The 19,552-nt window shown below is 69.9% G+C and carries 13 protein-coding genes; 10 read left to right on the forward strand and 3 right to left on the reverse strand.

Features of this window, described 5'->3' with window-relative positions; translation table 11 throughout:
• Window positions 1-7 precede the first annotated feature (7 nt).
• Entirely contained in the window at window positions 8-2,671 is a 2,664-nt protein-coding gene (locus OG453_RS27745) for a SpoIIE family protein phosphatase (protein WP_266871239.1), read from the reverse strand.
• A gap of 274 nt (window positions 2,672-2,945) precedes the next feature.
• Between OG453_RS27745 and OG453_RS27750 the strand changes: the two genes are divergently transcribed.
• The 10 genes from OG453_RS27750 (at window position 2,946) to OG453_RS27795 (ending at window position 17,807) form a co-directional block, all read left to right on the forward strand.
• A complete protein-coding gene (locus OG453_RS27750; protein ID WP_266871240.1) occupies window positions 2,946-8,456 on the forward strand; it encodes a HAMP domain-containing protein in 5,511 nt (1,836 codons plus the stop codon).
• A gap of 244 nt (window positions 8,457-8,700) precedes the next feature.
• Window positions 8,701-9,384: a two-component system response regulator gene (locus tag OG453_RS27755; RefSeq protein WP_266871241.1), complete on the forward strand. Its 684-nt coding sequence runs from the start codon at window positions 8,701-8,703 to the stop codon at window positions 9,382-9,384.
• A gap of 126 nt (window positions 9,385-9,510) precedes the next feature.
• Complete coding sequence (locus tag OG453_RS27760) at window positions 9,511-12,276, forward strand: DNA translocase FtsK (RefSeq protein ID WP_266871243.1); 2,766 nt, start codon at window positions 9,511-9,513, stop codon at window positions 12,274-12,276.
• A gap of 188 nt (window positions 12,277-12,464) precedes the next feature.
• The gene (locus tag OG453_RS27765; RefSeq protein ID WP_266871244.1) at window positions 12,465-13,337 is read left to right on the forward strand and encodes a helix-turn-helix domain-containing protein; all 873 of its coding nucleotides are present in this window, start codon (window positions 12,465-12,467) and stop codon (window positions 13,335-13,337) included.
• 45 nt (window positions 13,338-13,382) lie between these two features.
• Window positions 13,383-14,843: a 30S ribosomal protein S12 methylthiotransferase RimO gene (gene rimO, locus OG453_RS27770; protein ID WP_266871245.1), complete on the forward strand. Its 1,461-nt coding sequence runs from the start codon at window positions 13,383-13,385 to the stop codon at window positions 14,841-14,843.
• Entirely contained in the window at window positions 14,840-15,553 is a 714-nt protein-coding gene (pgsA, locus tag OG453_RS27775; RefSeq protein WP_266871246.1) for a CDP-diacylglycerol--glycerol-3-phosphate 3-phosphatidyltransferase, read from the forward strand. Before rimO ends, pgsA begins: the two co-directional genes overlap by 4 nt.
• Before the next feature lie 65 nt (window positions 15,554-15,618).
• Window positions 15,619-16,131, forward strand: coding sequence for a CinA family protein (locus OG453_RS27780; RefSeq protein ID WP_266873150.1), 513 nt, complete (start codon window positions 15,619-15,621; stop codon window positions 16,129-16,131).
• Between the two features lie 109 nt (window positions 16,132-16,240).
• Window positions 16,241-16,615, forward strand: coding sequence for a helix-turn-helix domain-containing protein (locus tag OG453_RS27785; RefSeq protein ID WP_160507571.1), 375 nt, complete (start codon window positions 16,241-16,243; stop codon window positions 16,613-16,615).
• Between the two features lie 218 nt (window positions 16,616-16,833).
• Window positions 16,834-17,304, forward strand: coding sequence for a Dps family protein (locus OG453_RS27790; RefSeq protein WP_266871247.1), 471 nt, complete (start codon window positions 16,834-16,836; stop codon window positions 17,302-17,304).
• Window positions 17,305-17,435: 131 nt separating this feature from the next.
• Window positions 17,436-17,807 carry a hypothetical protein gene (locus OG453_RS27795; RefSeq protein WP_266871248.1) on the forward strand — a complete coding sequence of 124 codons (372 nt, stop codon included), beginning with the start codon at window positions 17,436-17,438 and terminating at the stop codon, window positions 17,805-17,807.
• Here OG453_RS27795 and OG453_RS27800 read toward each other — a convergent pair.
• Together OG453_RS27800 and OG453_RS27805 are read right to left on the reverse strand one after the other, a co-directional pair.
• The gene (locus OG453_RS27800) at window positions 17,755-18,609 is read right to left on the reverse strand and encodes an SDR family NAD(P)-dependent oxidoreductase (protein ID WP_266871249.1); all 855 of its coding nucleotides are present in this window, start codon (window positions 18,607-18,609) and stop codon (window positions 17,755-17,757) included. The genes OG453_RS27795 and OG453_RS27800 overlap by 53 nt on opposite strands.
• A gap of 79 nt (window positions 18,610-18,688) precedes the next feature.
• Window positions 18,689-19,489 carry an Fpg/Nei family DNA glycosylase gene (locus OG453_RS27805; protein ID WP_266871250.1) on the reverse strand — a complete coding sequence of 267 codons (801 nt, stop codon included), beginning with the start codon at window positions 19,487-19,489 and terminating at the stop codon, window positions 18,689-18,691.
• Window positions 19,490-19,552: the final 63 nt, after the last annotated feature.

A 19,552-nucleotide genomic window follows, 5' to 3' on the forward strand; every position in this document is an offset into this window, starting at 1 on the left:
TTGTGGATCAGTCCTTGTGGAGGCCCGGTACCCGCATCGCGAGGATTGCCATGTCGTCCGACGGGGCGTCCGTCGCGAAGCGTTCCACCGCGCGCATGATGCGGGCCGCCACAGCGCCCGCTGTCAGACCCGTGCACGTCGTGAGGACGTCCGCCAGGCCGTCGTCCCCCAGCATGCGGGTGCCCTCGCGGCGTTCGGTGACGCCGTCCGTCACGCAGAGCAGGACATCGCCCGGGTCGAGCGTCATCGTCTGTTCGTAGAGCTCCAGGTCGTCCATGACGCCGAGCAGCGGCTGCGGCTCCGCGTACGGCTCGACCGTGCCGTCCTGGCGCAGGCGGAGCGGGAGCGGGTGGCCGGCGCAGACGATCTTCAGGACGGCCGAGCCGTCCTCCTGCGGCCACAACTCCCCGTAGAGGAGGGTGAGGAAGCGGCTGCGGGCGCCCTCGTCGAGGATCGCGGCGTTCAGGCGCTCCAGGACCGCGGGGCCGCCGAAGCCTTCGCGGGCGAGCAGGCGCAGGGCGTGCCGGGCCAGGCCCGTGACGGCTGCCGCCTCCGGGCCCGTGCCGCAGACGTCGCCGATCGCGAAGCCGTACGCGCCGTCGCGGATCGGGAAGAGGTCGTAGAAGTCTCCGCCGACCTCGTTGCCCTCGCCCGCGGCGCGGTAGATGACCTCGACCTCGACGCCCGGCACCTGGGGGAGCCCCGGCGGCAGGAGGCTGCGCTGGAGGGACTGGCTGATGGCCATGCGCTCCGAGTACAGGCGGGCGTTGTCCAGGGCCAGGGCCGCTCGGCGGGAGAGATCTTCGGCCAATTCCAGGATCTCTTGGCGGAAGTGTTCGTCGGAGGGCTTACCGAGCGTGAGCATGCCGATGACGCGGTTGCGGGCGACCAGGGGGAGGACCACGGTCTCGCCGCCGACCGCCGACGCCGTGGAGAGGGTCGTGCCGATGCCCGAGCCCAGGCTGAGGGGCTCGCCGAGGCCGAGGCTGCGCATGGACGTGCGCAGGGCCGCCTGGTGGGCCGCTTCCGAGGGGGCGGCCCAGACGCGGGCGCCCGGGGTCGGCACGGGGTCGGGCGGGGCGATCTTGGAGAGGAGCGCCTTCAGGCCGTCGATGCGCTCCTCGTCCTCATGGAGGACGTACGAGAGATAGGGCTCGGACGACTGGTCGGCGATCGTGTAGACGGCGCACCAGGTCGCGAGGGTCGGGACCGTCATCTGGGCCATGAGCGCCAGGGTCTGGTCGCGGTCCAGGGTGCCGGCGAGGAGGTCGGAGGCCTCGACGAGGAAGGAGAGCGAGCCGCGGCGCAGGCGTTCGAGCTCGCCGAGGCGCGCGGACTCGACGGCAAGCGCGATGCGGTCGGCGGCGAACTGGAGGCGCAGCGCCTCTTCGTTCGAGTAGCGGTCGGGGGACTCGGCGGCGACCCCGAGGGAGCCCGTGAGGCGCCCCTCGACCTTCAGCGGGACCGTGACGACGGAGCGCATGCCCGTGCCGCTGAGGAGCGGGACGGCGCCGGGGACGACTGTCAGATCTTCGTGTACGGCCGGCATGCGGGCGGAGCCGTAGCGGCCGGGGCCCGCCTCCACGGGGACGCGGGCGAAGCGCTGGCGGGCGGATGGCAGGCCTGTGGAGGCGCGCACCTCCAGTTCCGTCTCGTCGTCCGTGGCGAGGAGCAGGAAGGCGGCGTCGCCGTCGAGCATGTCGCGGGCGCGCTCGACGGTGCGCTGGAGGAGGCCGTCGAGGTCGTCCGGCGCCGGGGAGCCGATGAAGACCTCGAAGGGGTCGGCGGTGTGCGGCTCGGTGAGCGTGCCCGGCTCGGGGGCGGGGCCGCGCAGCGGGGTCTGCAGGACCGCGCGCTCGTCGTCGCGGACGAGCAGGCAGACCGTGGAGGGTTCGCCGTCGGTGTCGCGGACGCGCAGGTGCGAGGCGTAGACGGGGGTGACGCGGCCGTCGGAGCCGCGGATGCCGTAACTGCCTTCCCAGCGCGAGAGTTGGAGGGCCTCCACGATGCCGGTGCTGGTGCCCGGGGTGTGCGGCCAGGCGGCGAAGTCGGTGAGCGGCTTGCCGGTGACCTGTTCGGCGACGTACCCGAAGAGCTCTTCGGCGTCTTCGTTCCAGGCCGAGATCGCGCCCACGCGGTCGATCTGGACGACGGCGACGCGGACTCTGCCGTCGGTGAGCGGGAGCATCTCGGCGGGGAGGGCGGGGCCCGCCGCGCGGGTGCCCACCGAGCGGTCGGGGAGGTCGAGTTGGAACCAGACCTGCTTCTGCGTGGGGGTGTAGTCGACGCCCCAGCGGGTGGCGAGCGCCGCGCACAGCTGGAGGCCGCGGCCGCCCTCGCGGTCGGGGTTGCCCATGTTCACGGCGGACTGCTGGAGCGGGATCTCCCGTTCCGGATAGTGGTCGGAGACCTCGATGCGTACGGCGTCCTCGGTGCGCAGGCACAGGACGTCCGCGGCGGTGCCCGCGTGCACCACGGCGTTGGTGACCAGCTCGCTGGTGAGGACGACCGCGTCGTCGACGATGTCCGTGAACCCCCAGCCCTGGAGGGTGTCGCGGACGAAGGAGCGGGCCGTCGCGACGGACCGCCCGACGGGGTCGAAAGTCGCAGCCGCGCGCGCCGTGATCACAGAACTCCTCGTACGAGTATCGACGCCCAGATCTCCCACCATGGTGCGGCCGCCCCTCCGATGCCCGCTTGTTACGTGTGCCACCACCCAGGCCGGGCAGGACCGGAGTGGTTGGACAGCCGAATGCCAGGTTACTTACCTTCGCCGTCCATGCTGATGCCGGTCGTCAGTGTTTCCGCCCGGAGGGTGTGCGGACGGTGTGCGAAGCTGCCGAACTGTTATGGCCTGGTTCAGCCATGGTGAAACACTGGGCAGGCTTCTTGGAGACAGCCCAGGTAACCCGAGCACGACGGTCGACCCTTGCGGGAGGGACACAGTGGAGTCTGGCGCAGCGACGCGGGGCAGTGAGACGCGCGCGAAAGACGGACAGTCCCTGAGTAAACAGCGCAAACCGCGCAATGGGGCAACTACGGCAGTGGACGCAGCAGCTTTGAACAGACTGCTCGCGGCGCTCGTGGCGATGCGGGACGGAAACTTCCGGAAGCGGCTCACGGTCTCCGGCGATGACGTCATGTCCGAGATCGCTGCCGTCTTCAATGAAGTGGCCGACCGCAATCTGCATCTGACCGGTGAGATCTCCCGTGTGCGGCGCATGGTCGGACGTGAGGGAAAGCTCACGGAACGCCTGGAGAGCGGGGCGAGCGAGGGTTCCTGGGCCGCGGCGATCGACGCGTCGAACGCGCTGGTCGACGATCTCGTACGCCCCGTGTCCGAGGTCGGGCGTGTGCTCTCCGCGGTCGCGGACGGCGACCTGGAGCAGCGCATGGAGCTGCGGGCGCCGGCGGACGAGGGGAACGGCCATCCGCTGCGCGGGGAGTTCCTGAAGGTCGGCCGCACGGTCAACAACCTGGTCGACCAGCTGTCGACGTTCACCGACGAGGTCACGCGGGTGGCCAGCGAGGTGGGTACCGAGGGCAAGCTGGGCGGCCAGGCCCGAGTGCGTGGAATGTCCGGTTCGTGGAAGGACCTCACGGATTCGGTGAACACCATGGCGTACCGGCTGACCGCGCAGGTGCGTGACATTGCTCTCGTGACGACGGCCGTGGCCAAGGGTGACTTGTCCCGGAAGGTCACGGTTCACGTCGCCGGCGAGATGCTTGAGCTGAAAAACACCGTCAACACGATGGTGGACCAGCTCTCGTCGTTCTCCTCCGAGGTGACCCGCGTCGCGCGTGAGGTGGGCACGGAGGGCGAGCTCGGCGGCCAGGCGCAGGTGCCCGGTGTGGCGGGAGTGTGGAAGGACCTCACCGACTCGGTGAATCTCATGGCCGGCAATCTCACCGCCCAGGTGCGCGGGATCGCCCAGGTCACGACGGCCGTCGCGAGCGGCGATCTGTCCCAGAAGGTGACGGTGAGCGCGCGCGGCGAGGTGGCCCAGCTCGCCGAGACGATCAACCAGATGACCGAGACGCTGCGGACGTTCGCGGACGAGGTCACGCGCGTGGCCAACGAGGTCGGCGCCGAGGGGCAGCTGGGCGGTCAGGCGAATGTGCCGGGCGCGGCGGGGACGTGGAAGGACCTCACCGACTCGGTGAACACGGTCTTCCGGAACCTCACCACGCAGGTGCGGGACATCGCGCAGGTGACGACGGCGGTCGCCAATGGTGATCTGTCGCAGAAGGTCACCGTCGATGTCGCGGGCGAGATGCTCGAGCTGAAGAACACCGTGAACACGATGGTGGACCAGCTCTCCGCCTTCGGTTCCGAAGTGACGCGTGTGGCGCGGGAGATCGGCGTCGAGGGTGAGCTCGGTGGCCAGGCACAGGTGCAGGGTGCGGCCGGTACGTGGAAGGACCTGACGGACTCGGTCAACACGGCCTTCCGCAACCTCACGGGCCAGGTCCGCAACATCGCGCAGGTGACGACGGCGGTCGCCAACGGTGATCTGTCGCAGAAGGTCACCGTCGACGTCTCCGGCGAGATGCTTCAGTTGAAGAACACCGTCAACACGATGGTGGACCAGCTGTCGTCCTTCGCCGACCAGGTCACGCGCATGGCGCGCGACGTGGGCACGGAGGGCCGCCTCGGCGGTCAGGCCCGCGTGGACGGCGTCAGCGGCACCTGGAAGGAACTGACCGACTCCGTCAACTTCATGGCGGGGAACCTGACTTCGCAGGTACGCCAGATCGCCCAGGTCACGACTGCGGTGGCCCGTGGCGACCTGTCGCAGAAGATCGACGTGGACGCGCGCGGCGAGATCCTGGAGCTGAAGAACACCATCAACACGATGGTCGACCAGCTCTCCGCCTTCGCCGACCAGGTGACGCGGGTGGCCCGCGAGGTGGGCACGGAGGGTCGCCTCGGCGGCCAGGCGCAGGTGCCCGGTGTGGCAGGAGTCTGGCGCGATCTGACCGATTCCGTGAACGGCATGGCCGGCAACCTCACCGCCCAGGTGCGCAACATCGCCCAGGTCGCCACCGCGGTGGCCCGCGGTGACCTGTCGCAGAAGATCGACGTGGACGCGCGCGGCGAGATCCTGGAGCTGAAGAACACCCTCAACACGATGGTGGACCAGCTCTCCGCCTTCGCCGAGCAAGTGACGCGGGTGGCCCGCGAGGTGGGCACGGACGGCATCCTGGGCGGCCAGGCCGAGGTGCAGGGTGTCTCCGGCACCTGGAAGGACCTCACGCAGTCCGTGAACGGCATGGCGAACAACCTGACCCTTCAGGTCCGCAACATCGCCGAGGTCACCACGGCCGTCGCCATGGGCGACCTCTCCAAGAAGATCACCGTCGACGCGAAGGGCGAGATCCTCGAACTCGTCACCACCGTGAACACGATGGTCGACCAGCTCTCCAACTTCGCGGAGCAGGTGAACCGCGTGGCCCGCGAGGTGGGCACCGAGGGCAACCTGGGCGGCCAGGCGAGGGTTCCGGGCGTCACCGGTACCTGGAAGGACCTGAGCGACAACGTCAACCTGATGGCCAACAACCTGACCGGCCAGGTGCGGAACATCTCCCAGGTCGCGGCGGCGGTCGCCAACGGAGACCTCACCAAGAAGGTCACCGTCGAGGCGCGCGGCGAGGTCGCGCAGCTCGCCGACACCGTCAACACGATGGTGAAGACGCTGAGTTCGTTCGCGGACGAGGTGACCCGCGTGGCCCGCGAGGTGGGCACGGACGGCATCCTCGGCGGCCAGGCCCGCGTTCCCGGAGTCTCCGGTACGTGGAAGGACTTGACGGAGTCCGTGAACGGCATGGCCTCCAACCTCACCGGCCAGGTCCGCAACATCGCGATGGTCACGACGGCCATCGCCAAGGGTGATCTCACCAAGAAGATCGACATCGACGCCCGCGGCGAGATCCTCGAGCTGAAGACCACCATCAACACGATGGTCGACCAGCTGTCGTCGTTCGCCGAGCAGGTCACGCGGGTGGCCCGCGAGGTGGGCACGGAAGGGCAGTTGGGCGGTCAGGCCCGGGTGCGGGACGTCGACGGCACGTGGCGCGACCTCACCGAATCGGTGAACGAGATGGCCGGGAACCTGACCCGTCAGGTGCGCGCCATCGCCGAGGTCGCCACTGCGGTGACCCGCGGCGATCTGAACCTGAAGATCGACGTGGACGCGGCGGGCGAGATCCAGGTCCTGCAGGACAACATCAACTCCATGATCGCCAACCTGCGCGACACCACCCTCGCCAACAAGGAACAGGACTGGCTCAAGGGCAACTTGGCGCGGATCTCCGGCCTGATGCAGGGCCGCCGCGACCTGGAGGACGTCGCCTCGCTGATCATGAGCGAGCTGACGCCGGTCGTCTCCGCGCAGCACGGCGCCTTCTTCCTGGCGCTGCCCACGGACGACAGTGCGGAGCCAGGGGCCGAGCAGGGAGACGCGTACGAACTGCGCATGATGGGCAGTTACGGCTACTCCATGGGCTCCATGCCCACGTCCTTCCGGCCCGGCGAGACGCTGATCGGCACGGCCGCGCAGGAGCGGCGCACGATCCTGGTGGAGAACGCGCCGTCCGGCTATCTGCGGATCGCGTCCGGCCTCGGGGAGGCGCCGCCCGCCCAGGTGATCGTGCTTCCGGTGCTCTTCGAAGGGACCGTGCTCGGCGTGATCGAGCTGGCCGCCTTCCAGCCCTTCACGCAGATCCAGAAGGACTTCCTCAGCCAGATCGCCGAGATGATCGCGACGAGCGTCAACACCATCAGCGTCAATACGAAGACCGAGGTGCTGCTCAAGCAGTCGCAGGAACTGACGGAGCAGCTGCGGGAGCGCTCGGCCGAACTGGAGAACCGGCAGAAGGCACTTCAGGACTCCAACGCCGAACTGGAGGAGAAGGCCGAGCTGCTCGCCCAGCAGAACCGCGACATCGAGGTCAAGAACACCGAGATCGAAGAGGCCAGGCAGGTCCTGGAGGAGCGCGCCGAGCAGCTCGCGGTCTCGATGCGTTACAAGTCCGAGTTCCTGGCGAACATGTCGCACGAGCTGCGTACGCCGCTCAACTCCCTGCTGATCCTGGCCAAGTTGCTCGCCGACAACGCCGACGCGAACCTCACCCCCAAGCAGGTGGAGTTCGCCGAGACCATCCACGGGGCGGGCTCGGACCTCCTTCAGCTCATCAACGACATCCTCGACCTCTCCAAGGTCGAGGCGGGCAAGATGGACGTCTCCCCGACGCGCATCGCACTCGTCCAACTCGTTGACTACGTAGAGGCCACTTTCCGGCCGCTGACCGCAGAGAAGGGGCTCGATTTCTCCGTACGGGTGTCTCCGGAGCTGCCGGCGACGCTGCACACGGACGAACAGCGGCTCCTTCAGGTGCTGCGCAACCTCCTGTCCAACGCGGTGAAGTTCACCGACTCCGGAGCGGTCGAGCTGGTGATCCGGCACGCGAACGCCGATGTGCCCAACGCCATCCGCGAACAGCTCTTGGAGGCCGGTTCGCTGCGCGACGCGGACGCGGACCTGATCGCCTTCTCGGTGAGTGACACCGGCATCGGCATCGCCGCAAGCAAGATGCGGGTGATCTTCGAGGCGTTCAAGCAGGCCGACGGCACGACCAGCCGGAAGTACGGCGGTACGGGCCTCGGGCTCTCCATCAGCCGGGAGATCGCGCGGCTGCTCGGCGGTGAGATCCACGCGGCGAGCGAGCCGGGCCGCGGCTCCACGTTCACGCTCTATTTGCCGCTGCACCCGAGCGAACTGCCGCCCCAGGGCTACGCACAGCTGTCACCACTGCCGGGATCGGCGGGACGGCCCGCCCTGGAGGAGGGCTCGTCCACGGCCGAGCAGTCCCCGGAAGGGGGCGAGGCGGCCCCGCGGCGGCTCGACGCGACGCCCGCGCCCGGCACGCTCTTCAGGCGCCGCAGGCGCTCCGCGTCAGCCTCCACCGAGCAGCCGCCCGCGCTGCCCGGCCAGGCGGGGGCGGACTCACCGGAGCAGCGCTCGCAGGAGCAGTGGGCGGCCGGACAGGAGACGCCCGATGCGCGTCCCGGCCACCACTTCGGCGGCGAGAAGGTGCTCATCGTCGACGACGACATCCGCAATGTGTTCGCGCTCACCAGCGTCCTGGAACAGCACGGGCTCGCGGTGCTGTACGCGGAGAACGGCCGTGAGGGCATCGAAGTCCTGGAACAGCACGACGATGTGACGGTCGTGCTGATGGACATCATGATGCCGGAGATGGACGGGTACGCGACGACGACGGCGATCCGCAGGATGCCGCAGTTCGCCGGACTCCCGATCATCGCGCTCACCGCCAAGGCGATGAAGGGCGACCGGGAGAAAGCCATCGACTCCGGCGCTTCCGATTACGTTACGAAGCCGGTCGACCCGGATCATCTGCTCTCGGTGATGGAGCAGTGGATGCGCGGGGAGTGACCGAGAAGGGTCTTCATTACGCGGAGTTGCTGACAGAGTGTGGCCGAAGCCGTGTAGAACCACGGTATTCGGGGAACCTTCTGGTCTCCCACCGCGTTTCTGCTACGTGCACGGTGACATCGCGGTGACAGGGTGTGGCGACAGGCGGGGTGCGGCTACCATGACCGGCACAAGGACGGACGGCGTAAGGGAGTCGTCCCCTGGGGCGGCGCCCGGTGTACCGCCGGGGCGAGGAGGGCGGGCCATGGTGCAGAAGGCCAAGATCCTCCTGGTCGATGACCGGCCGGAGAATCTGCTGGCGCTGGAGGCCATCCTCTCTGCGCTCGATCAGACACTGGTGCGGGCATCGTCCGGGGAGGAAGCGCTCAAAGCACTACTCACGGACGACTTCGCGGTCATTCTGCTGGACGTCCAGATGCCGGGCATGGACGGGTTCGAAACCGCCGCGCACATCAAGCGGCGAGAACGGACCCGGGACATCCCGATCATCTTCCTCACCGCCATCAACCACGGGCCGCATCACACGTTCCGTGGCTATGCCGCGGGCGCGGTGGACTACATCTCCAAGCCGTTCGACCCGTGGGTGCTGCGCGCGAAGGTCTCGGTCTTCGTCGAGCTGTACATGAAGAACTGCCAACTGCGGGAGCAGGCAGCCCTGCTGCGCCTCCAGCTCGAAGGCGGCGGCAAGTCCGTGGCGGGTGAAGCCAAGGAGCCGGCCGGGCTCCTCGCCGAGCTGTCCGCGCGCCTCGCGGCCGTCGAGGAGCAGGCGGAAGCGCTCTCCAAACAGCTGGACGACGACTCGGCGGATGCCGCCGCCGTCGCCACCGCGGCCCATCTCGAACGCAAACTCACCGGCCTGCGGCGGGCTCTTGACGCCTTGGAGCCGGGCACGGGCAGCGGCGCGACTTCGGTCTCCTCGCAGAGCTGAGCCGCTGCCGAGCCCGTCCGGACGCGGTGAGCACCCGTCAGTTCAGCGCCCTCACAAGGGCGACACAAACGGGTGAAGCAGTAGGCACACGTGTCCGCAGTGGTCTCCACCGGTAACCTCACACCCATGGCCTCACGTCCGTCCGCAGCCAAGAAGACGCCCGCGAAGAAGGCGGCCGCGCCCACCAAGGCTCCGGCGAAGAAGGCCGCTGCCAAGAAGCCGCCCGCCAAGAAGGCCCCGGCGAAGAAGGCGCCCGCCAAGAAAGCCGCCGCGAAGAAGCCCGCACCCAAGCCGGCGCCCAACCCCACGGGCGGCGTCTACCGGCTCGTACGCGCTCTCTGGCTGGGCCTCGCGCACAGTGTCGGCGCGATGTTCCGTGGCATAGGGCGCGGAGCCAAGGGGCTCGACCCGGCGCACCGCAAGGACGGCCTCGCGCTGCTGCTGCTCGGCATCGCGCTGATCGTCGCCGCCGGGACGTGGTCGAATCTGCGCGGGCCCGTGGGCGACCTCGTCGAGATGCTGGTGACCGGCGCGTTCGGCCGCCTCGATCTGCTGCTTCCGATACTGCTCGCGGTCATCGGCGTACGCCTCATCCGGCACCCCGAGAAGCCCGACGCCAACGGCCGCATCGTGATCGGCCTGTCCGCGCTCGTCATCGGCGTCCTCGGCCAGGTGCACATCGCCTGCGGGGCGCCCTCCCGTGACGACGGCATGCAGGCCATAAGGGACGCGGGCGGGCTCATCGGCTGGGGCGCGTCCGCTCCGCTGACCTTCACGATGGGCGAGGTCCTCGCCGTACCGCTGCTCGCCCTGCTGACCGTCTTCGGACTGCTCGTGGTCACGGCGACGCCGGTCAACGCGATTCCGCAGCGGCTGCGGCTGCTCGGCACCAAGCTCGGCATCGTCCAGGCGGAGCCCGAGGCGGCCGACAGCGAGTTCTCCGACGACGACGAGCGGTACGACGACCAGTGGCGCGAGGCGCTGCCCGCGCGCTCGCGCAGGAGGGCCGGAGCCACCGAGCCCTACGACCCCGACCAGGCCGAGCAGGCGGCGCTCTCCAAGCGGCGCAGGCCGCGCCGTGCGTCGGTGCAGCCGGCGCTCGACCGGCCGATGGACGCGGTGGACGTGGCGGCCGCCGCTGCCGCCGCCCTGGACGGCGCGGTCCTGCACGGCATGCCGCCGTCGCCGCTGGTCGCCGACCTGACGCAGGGTGTCTCCGGCGACCGCCAAGAGCGCGAGGCGCGGGAGTCCACGGCGCCCGTGCCGACCGCGCGGGCGACGGACAGCCCGCCGCCCGGCGCGCTGCGCAGGAAGGCCGAGCGGCCCGCCGACTCCGCCGTGCCGGACCTCACCAAGGCCGCCCCGGAAGCGCCGCGGGACCTGCCGCCGCGCGCCGAGCAGCTGCAGCTCGCCGGCGACATCACGTACGCGCTGCCCTCGCTCGACCTCCTCGAGCGCGGTGGCCCCGGCAAGTCCCGCAGCGCCGCCAACGACGCGGTCGTCGACTCGCTGTCGAACGTCTTCACGGAGTTCAAGGTCGACGCCGCCGTCACCGGCTTCACGCGCGGCCCGACGGTCACGCGGTACGAGATCGAGCTGGGCCCCGCCGTGAAGGTCGAGAAGATCACGGCACTGGCCAAGAACATCGCGTACGCCGTCGCGTCCCCGGACGTCCGGATCATCTCGCCGATCCCCGGCAAGTCCGCGGTCGGCATCGAGATCCCGAACACCGACCGCGAGATGGTCAACGTCGGCGACGTGCTGCGCCTCGCGGACGCGGCCGAGGACGATCACCCCATGCTGGTCGCGCTCGGCAAGGACGTCGAGGGTGGCTACGTCATGGCCAACATGGCGAAGATGCCGCACATCCTGGTCGCCGGAGCCACCGGCTCCGGAAAGTCGTCCTGCATCAACTGCCTGATCACTTCGATCATGATAAGAGCGACGCCCGAGGACGTACGGATGGTCCTCGTCGACCCCAAGCGCGTCGAGCTCACCGCGTACGAGGGCATTCCGCACCTGATCACGCCGATCATCACCAACCCCAAGCGGGCCGCCGAGGCGCTCCAGTGGGTCGTACGCGAGATGGACCTGCGCTACGACGACCTGGCGGCGTTCGGCTACCGGCACATCGACGACTTCAACCAGGCCGTGCGCGATGGCAAGCTCAAGACGCCCGAGGGCAGTGAGCGGGAGCTCAAGACCTATCCGTATCTGCTGGTGATCGTCGACGAGCTCGCGGACCTGATGATGGTCGCGCCGCGCGACGTCGAGGACTCGATCGTGCGCATCACGCAGCTCGCGCGCGCGGCCGGCATCCACCTGGTGCTCGCCACGCAGCGGCCCTCCGTGGACGTCGTGACCGGTCTGATCAAGGCGAACGTGCCCTCGCGGCTCGCCTTCGCGACCTCGTCGCTCGCCGACAGCCGGGTCATCCTCGACCAGCCGGGTGCGGAGAAGCTCATCGGAAAGGGTGACGGTCTGTTCCTGCCGATGGGCGCGAACAAGCCCACCCGTATGCAGGGCGCCTTCGTCACCGAGGACGAGATCCACGCGGTGGTCCAGCACTGCAAGGACCAGATGGCGCCGGTCTTCCGGGACGACGTCACCGTCGGCACCAAGCAGAAGAAGGAGATCGACGAGGACATCGGCGATGACCTCGATCTGCTGTGCCAGGCCGCTGAGCTGGTGGTTTCCACCCAGTTCGGGTCCACATCGATGCTCCAGCGCAAGCTGCGCGTCGGTTTCGCCAAGGCCGGACGGCTCATGGACCTCATGGAATCCCGCGGCATCGTCGGCCCCAGCGAGGGCTCCAAGGCACGTGACGTTCTTGTGAAACCCGATGAGCTGGACGGCGTGCTCGCGGTGATCCGGGGGGAGGCTCACCCGTAAGGGAACGGCAGGCAACCGTTTCCCCTCCGCATACGTCAAGTTGAGGGGAGCAGGAGCATTGTGTCCCCGCATCAGGATGTCCGGCCATTCCGATGGCGTACAAAGTCCGTCGCCCGGTTGCCCCACCCTTTCCGAACCCCCCTAGACTGAGTCTCCGGCAGGTGGCTACACGCTCGAAAGGCGCCCCCGTGTCCATCGGCAACTCCCCTGAAGACGACCGCCCTTCAGACGACCGACCCGCAGACGACCACCCGGCAGCTGAGATCCCGTTGGACGACCGCCCCTCGATCGGGCGTGCGCTGCAGCAGGCGCGCATCGAGGCGGGGCTGACCGTCGACGAGATCAGTTCCTCCACGCGGGTGCGCGTCCCGATCGTGCACGCGATCGAAGAGGACGACTTCTCCCGGTGTGGCGGCGACGTGTACGCCCGCGGTCACATCCGGACCCTCGCGCGCGCCGTGGGGCTCGATCCCGCCCTCCTGCTCGCCCAGTACGACGAGGCGCACGGCGGGCGGCCGCCTGCGCCCACCCCGGCTGCGCCGCTCTTCGAGGCCGAACGGATCCGGTCGGAGCCGCGCAGGCCGAACTGGACGGCGGCCATGGTCGCCGCCATCGTCGCCGTGATCGGCTTCGTCGGGTTCACCGCGTTCAGCGGCGGCGACGACGGGGATGGCTCCAAGACGCAGGTCGCCGAGGGCTCCACGCCCGCGACCAGCAAGCCCGCCACGAAGCCCGCGCCCGACAAGCCCGCCGACCCCAAGCCCGACCCGTCCGACAGCGCCATCGCCGGCGCCCCCAAGGACAAGGTCACGGTCAAGGTCAGCGCGCCCGACGGCCGCAGCTGGATCTCGGCCAAGGACCACAACGGCCGGACGCTCTTCGACGGCGTCCTCGAACAGGGCGAGTCGAAGAGCTTCCAGGACCAGCAGAAGATCGATCTCGTCCTCGGCGACGCCGGCGCGATCGCGCTGTACGTGAACGGCAAGGCGATCGAGAACGAGTTCGAGCCCGGTCAGGTGGAGCGGCTCACGTACACCAAGGGCGATCCCGAGGTCGGCTAACCCTCGCGGCGGGGGCTCGGGCATGGACGAAGTAGTCTTGAGACCATGCCCGAACGCCGCACCGTCGCCCTTGTCACTCTTGGCTGCGCCCGTAACGAGGTGGACTCGGAGGAGCTCGCAGGCCGCTTGGAGGCGGACGGCTGGCAACTCGTCGAGGCCGCCGAAGACGCGGACGTCGCCGTAGTCAACACCTGTGGATTCGTCGAAGCCGCCAAGAAGGACTCCGTCGACGCCCTTCTGGAAGCCAATGACCTCAAGGGTCATGGCAAGACTCAGGCCGTCGTGGCCGTCGGCTGCATGGCCGAGCGGTACGGCAAGGAGCTGGCCGAAGCCCTCCCCGAAGCCGACGGTGTCCTCGGCTTCGACGACTACACCGACATCTCCTCCCGGCTGCAGACCATCCTGAACGGCGGCAGCGTCGAGGCCCACACCCCGCGCGACCGGCGCAAGCTGCTGCCGATCAGCCCCGCGGAGCGGCAGGAGGCCGGCTCGGACGTCGCGCTGCCCGGGCACGCGCCCGTGGACCTCCCCGACGGCCTGGCGCCCGCCTCGGGGCCGCGTGCTCCGCTGCGCCGCCGCCTGGGCACCAACCCCGTCGCCTCCGTGAAGCTGGCCTCCGGCTGCGACCGGCGGTGCTCCTTCTGCGCCATCCCGTCCTTCCGTGGCTCCTTCATCTCGCGGCGCCCGTCGGACGTGCTCGGCGAGACGCGCTGGCTGGCCGAGCAGGGCGTCAAGGAGGTGATGCTCGTCTCCGAGAACAACACCTCGTACGGCAAGGACCTGGGTGACATCCGTCTCCTGGAGACGCTGCTTCCGGAGCTGGCCGCCGTCGACGGCATCGAGCGCGTACGGGTCAGCTACCTGCAGCCGGCCGAGATGCGGCCCGGACTCATCGACGTACTGACGTCCACGGAGAAGGTCGCGCCCTACTTCGACCTGTCCTTCCAGCACTCGGCGCCCGATGTGCTGCGCGCGATGCGGCGCTTCGGGGACACCGACCGCTTCCTGGAGCTCCTGGACACCATTCGGACGAAGGCGCCGCAGGCCGGCGTCCGGTCCAACTTCATCGTGGGCTTCCCCGGCGAGAGCGACGCCGACGTGGCCGAGCTCGAGCGGTTCCTCACGGGTGCGCGCCTCGACGCCATCGGCGTCTTCGGGTACTCCGACGAGGAGGGCACCGAAGCGGCGACGTACGAGCACAAGCTGGATCAGGACGTCGTCGACGAGCGGCTCGCGCACATCTCGCGGCTCGCCGAGGAACTGACCTCGCAGCGCGCCGACGAGCGCCTCGGAGAGACCCTTGAGGTGCTCGTCGAGGCCGTGGACGAGGAGGACGGCGCCATCGGCCGCGCCGCGCACCAGGCGCCCGAGACGGACGGCCAGATCCGCTTCACGGGCGCCATGGGTGGGGATGCCCTCGAGGTCGGCCGTATGGTCGTGGCAAAGGTGGTCGGCACGGAGGGCGTGGACTTGGTGGCTGAGTGTCTCGAGGAGGCCGGCAGATGACCGGAGTCCCGGCATCCGCGGCGGGCGGCTCCGGCGCGCAGGGCGCCAAGCCGGTGCGCGGCGGGAAGCTGGGCGCTGCGGCCGTCAACCAGGCCAGCGTGTGGAACGTCGCCAACCTGCTGACCGTGATCCGGCTGCTGCTCGTGCCGGGTTTCGTGATGCTGCTGCTCGCCGACGGCGGATACGACCAGGCCTGGCGCGCGTGGGCCTGGGCGGCCTTCGCCGTCGCCATGATCACCGACCTGTTCGACGGGCACCTGGCGCGTACGTACAACCTGGTCACGGACTTCGGGAAGATCGCCGACCCGATCGCCGACAAGGCGATCATGGGCGCCGCGCTGATCTGCCTCTCCTACCTCGGTGATCTGCCCTGGTGGGTGACGGGAGTGATTCTCGGGCGCGAGCTCGGGATCACGCTGCTGCGCTTCTGGGTGATCCGCTTCGGGGTCATTCCGGCGAGCCGCGGCGGCAAGATGAAGACCCTCGCCCAGGGCACGGCGGTCGGGATGTACGTCCTTCCGCTGACCGGGCCGCTTGCGACGCTGCGGTTCTGGGTGATGGCGCTCGCCGTCGTGCTGACCGTGGTGACCGGGCTCGACTATGTGCGGCAGGCCGTCGTGCTGCGGCGCCAGGGCCTGGCCGAGGCGCGGGAAGCGGCCGCAGCGGCCGACGGGGCCGCCGCCGGGGAGGCTCGGGAGTCGGCGTCGTGACGTCGGCCGCCGGGCGGACGTCCGCTGCCGACGGGGCGTGCGCTGCCGACCGGGCCGCCGAGGCGCTGGGCCTGCTGGCGGCGCGGGGTGAGACGCTCGCCGTCGCCGAGTCGCTGACCGGCGGTCTGGTGGCCGCCGAGGTGACGGCGGTGCCGGGGGCCTCGCGGGTCTTCCGGGGGTCCGTGACGGCGTACGCGACCGAACTGAAGCACAAAGTGCTCGGGGTCGACGACAGCCTGCTCGCCGAGCGCGGGGCCGTGGACGCCGAGGTTGCGCTGCAGATGGCGGCCGGTGTGCGCGAGGTGCTCGGGGCGGACTGGGGGATCGCCACGACGGGCGTCGCCGGTCCTGATCCGCAGGACGGACAGCCGGTCGGAACGGTGTTCGTGGCCGTCCACGGGCCGGGTTCCGGGCTTCGCTCTGAGGGGAAAGTGACCGCTCTGCGGTTGAACGGTGAGCGTTCGGACATCCGTATGGAGAGTGTACGGAGCGTGCTCACGCTGCTCGTCGAGCGGCTTTCCGGCGAACGTGCCGGGAATGGGCGGGCACAGGATACGGAACAGAACGGGGGGAATTGATGTTTGCAGCCCTGAGTGAACACGACATCGCTCCCCGCACGGCCGCCGCGCAAGGCGGTACGGTGGGGCGTGAAGGATGCGGCTACGCGGTCCGAGGAGGGAGCCACCGATGATTCTGCTCCGTCGCCTGCTGGGTGACGTGCTGCGTCGGCAGCGCCAGCGCCAGGGCCGTACTCTGCGCGAAGTCTCCTCGTCCGCCCGAGTCTCGCTCGGCTATCTCTCCGAGGTGGAGCGGGGGCAGAAGGAGGCATCCTCCGAGCTGCTTTCCGCGATCTGCGACGCGCTTGACGTACGGATGTCCGAGCTCATGCGCGAGGTGAGCGATGAGCTCTCTCTCGCGGAACTGGCTGCGTCGGCAGCGGCTACGGAACCGGTGCGCGCACCGGTTCGACCCATGCTCAATTCCGTCTCGGTGAGCGGTGTGCCGCCGGAACGGGTGACGATCAAGGCGCCTGCGGAGGCGGTGGACGTCGTCGCTGCGTGATGCGGCGTCGACTGTGCACGCCACTTGAGCGCTCCGATGTGTCGAAGCCCCGGCCGGATTACCGGTCGGGGTTTTCGTCTGTCCTCCGGGCCTTTCGTCTGTCCTGAGGTGGTGCGATTCCTGGGGTGCCCGATTCCTAAGATGCCCCGATTGGTGCACTTGTGCCATGGTTGGTGGGGATTTTTGAATTCGGGGGGTGTACGAGCCCTGGAGGCCGGATGTACGTCGTGAAGAGCCCTCTGTCCGATGCGGACCTGAAGACGGTCTCGGACGCCCTGCAGGGCGCGCTGGTGGACCTGGTCGATCTCTCCCTGGTGGCCAAACAGATCCATTGGAACGTGGTCGGGCCGCGCTTCCGCTCCGTCCATCTGCAGCTCGACGAGGTCGTGGACACGGCGCGGCTGCACTCCGACACGGTGGCCGAGCGGGCCTCCACGCTGGGTGTCCCGCCCGACGGGCGGGCCTCGACGGTGGCGCGGAGCAGTGGGATCGGTGCGGTCGCCGAAGGCTGGGTCAAGGACGCGGACGCGGTGGGGACGCTCGTGGACGCGCTCGGTGCGGTGATCACGCGGATGCGGGAGCGGGTCGAGGCGACGGGGGATGCGGATCCGGTGAGCCAGGACATCTTCATCGGGATCACGGCGGATCTTGAGAAGCATCACTGGATGTTCCAGGCGGAGAACGGGTGAGTCGGGCACTGACGGGTGAGAGGCACTTGGGGGACGTCGTGCCCCGTGTGCGCTGTGGTGCGCCCTCCCGGCGGGTGACGCAGGGGGTCTAGCGTCGACCGGGCTTCGGGCCTTGGGCGGAGGTGGTGGCCGTGGCAGGGAAGGTCGTGCGGTGGACGCCGGCCCTGGCCCTGGGGGCGCTCTGGTGGTGGGGCGTGCTGCGGCTGGCCTTCGCGCCTGATGCGGGGGCCTTGGAGGGGGCGGTCGCGGCCGGCGGGTGGGGGTTGAGCCTGCTGCCGGTGCACTGTGTGCCGAAGTCCCGGACTGTGGGCGCCGTCTCCCGGTCCGGAGGGGGCGGGGCGGCCAGGGGGCAGGGGCAGGTGCGGCGGCCGGTTGGTGCGCTGCGGTGGCCCGGGGGGCGTGCGGCCAGGGCCGCTGCCCGAGCCGCTGCCCGAGCCGCTGCCGGCGGCGCTACCAAGGCATGGCGACGCCGCCGTTCGGGCGGAGGATCTGGCCCGTCGTGAAGGCGGACGCGTCGGATGCCAGATGCAGTACGGCGTGTGCGATGTCCTCCGGTTCGCCGACGCGGCCCAGCGGGGACATGCGGACCATGATCCCCTCGGTGTGCGCTTGCGCCTCGGTGTCGTGGCGATGCGTCATGGGGGTGCGGATCCAGCCCGGTGCGACGGCGTTGACGCGGATGCCGTGCGGGCCCACTTCGGTGGCGAGGGTCTTGGTGAGCTGCACTACGGCTGCTTTCGCCGCGCCGTAGCAGAGGAGTCCGGGGCCGCCGGTGTCCACGGCGCCCGAGGCCATGGTGATGATGCTGCCGGTGGGGGGTTGGGTGCGGGTGCCGGTCGCTTGGGGTTGGGCTTGGGGTTGGGCTTGGGGTTGGGCTTGGGGTTTGGGTTTTGTGGCGATCATGGTGCGGGCTGCCGCCTGGCACGCGTACAGGACGCCCTTGAAGTTGATGTTCAGGACCCGGTCGAGGTCCTCGTCACGGGTCTCGAGGACCGGGCTGCTGTGCATGATCCCGGCGATGGCGGCCATCACGTCCAGGCGGCCGGTGGCGGCGGTCGCGGCCGCGGTCGCGACGGCCTGGTCGACCTGGGCCCGGTCGGCCACGTCCAGCGGATGGATGTGTGCCGTGCCGCCCGCCGTCTTGATGAGCGTGGCCGTCTCGTGGAGCCCCTGCTCGTCGCGGTCGGCGCAGTGGACGGTGGCGCCCGCCTCGGCGAGGAGGACGGCCGAGGCCCGGCCGATGCCGCTGGCCGCGCCCGTGACGAATGTGGTGCGTCCGGTGAGGTCGTACGCCGTGAGGGGCATGACGGGACGGTACGACTGGATCTGACGGAGCGTCAACTGGGTGGTGGGTGTGGGTTCTTCGGGGCGCAGGGCGTGGGCGTCAGGGGGTCGGGCCCGGCTGGCAGGTGGGGCACCAGTAGGTGGGGCGGCTGCGGGAGCCGTCGCCCTGGTCGGCCGTGCGGACGGGGGTGCCACAGCGGAGGCAGGGGCGCGGGGCGCGGCCATAGACGTACAGGCGCTGGTCCGTACGGGTGCGGCCGGTGGTGGTGCGGGCCGGGCGCTCGCGGTTGGCTTCCAGGAGCTTCTTGGCGAGGGCGGGGAGGCGGGACGCCTTGTCGGCGGGGAGCTCGCCGATGGGCAGCCAGGGGGTGGCGCCGATGAGGAAGCAGAGCTCGCTCTTGTAGATGTTGCCGATGCCCGCGAGATTGCGCTGGTCGAGCAGGGCCTCGCCGAGGGCGCGCTCGGGTGCGGCGAGGAGGTTGCGCAGGGCCTGGTCGGCGTCCCAGTCGGGGCCCAGGAGGTCGGGGCCGAGGTGGCCCACTGCCTTGTGCTCGTCGGCGGTGCGGAGCAGTTCGAGTACGGGCAGGCGGTAGCCGACGGCTGTGCGGTCGGCGGTGCCGATGATGGCCCGGATCTGGTGGCCTGGGCCGCCGCTCCAGCGCTCGCCGGGTGCGTACACCCGCCAGGAGCCGTCCATACGGAGGTGCGAGTGCAGGGTCAGGCCGCCTTCGAAGCGGGTCAGGAGGTGCTTGCCGCGCGGGGTCACGTCCAGGACGGTGCGCCCGGTGAGGTCGACGGTCGCGAGCTTCGGCACGCGAAGGTCGGAGCGCGTGACGGTGTGCCCGGCGAGGGCGGTGTGCAGTCGCCGGGCCGCCTGGTGGACGGAGTCTCCTTCGGGCATGGGTCAAGGGTGGCATGGGGGGTGTCGTGGCGCCGGGGCCGCGGCGGTTGCGCGGGCCTGCTG

The organism is Streptomyces sp. NBC_01381, assembly GCF_026340305.1.
Taxonomy (GTDB): Bacteria; Actinomycetota; Actinomycetes; order Streptomycetales; family Streptomycetaceae; genus Streptomyces.

Coding starts and splice junctions, on each gene's coding strand:
- OG453_RS27745 (WP_266871239.1), bottom strand. CDS start 2,671: ATGGTGGGAGATCTGGGCGTCGATACTCGTACGAGGAGTTCTGTGATC.
- OG453_RS27755 (WP_266871241.1), top strand. CDS start 8,701: ATGGTGCAGAAGGCCAAGATCCTCCTGGTCGATGACCGGCCGGAGAAT.
- OG453_RS27760 (WP_266871243.1), top strand. CDS start 9,511: ATGGCCTCACGTCCGTCCGCAGCCAAGAAGACGCCCGCGAAGAAGGCG.
- rimO (WP_266871245.1), top strand. CDS start 13,383: ATGCCCGAACGCCGCACCGTCGCCCTTGTCACTCTTGGCTGCGCCCGT.
- pgsA (WP_266871246.1), top strand. CDS start 14,840: ATGACCGGAGTCCCGGCATCCGCGGCGGGCGGCTCCGGCGCGCAGGGC.
- OG453_RS27785 (WP_160507571.1), top strand. CDS start 16,241: ATGATTCTGCTCCGTCGCCTGCTGGGTGACGTGCTGCGTCGGCAGCGC.
- OG453_RS27790 (WP_266871247.1), top strand. CDS start 16,834: ATGTACGTCGTGAAGAGCCCTCTGTCCGATGCGGACCTGAAGACGGTC.
- OG453_RS27800 (WP_266871249.1), bottom strand. CDS start 18,609: ATGCCCCTCACGGCGTACGACCTCACCGGACGCACCACATTCGTCACG.
- OG453_RS27805 (WP_266871250.1), bottom strand. CDS start 19,489: ATGCCCGAAGGAGACTCCGTCCACCAGGCGGCCCGGCGACTGCACACC.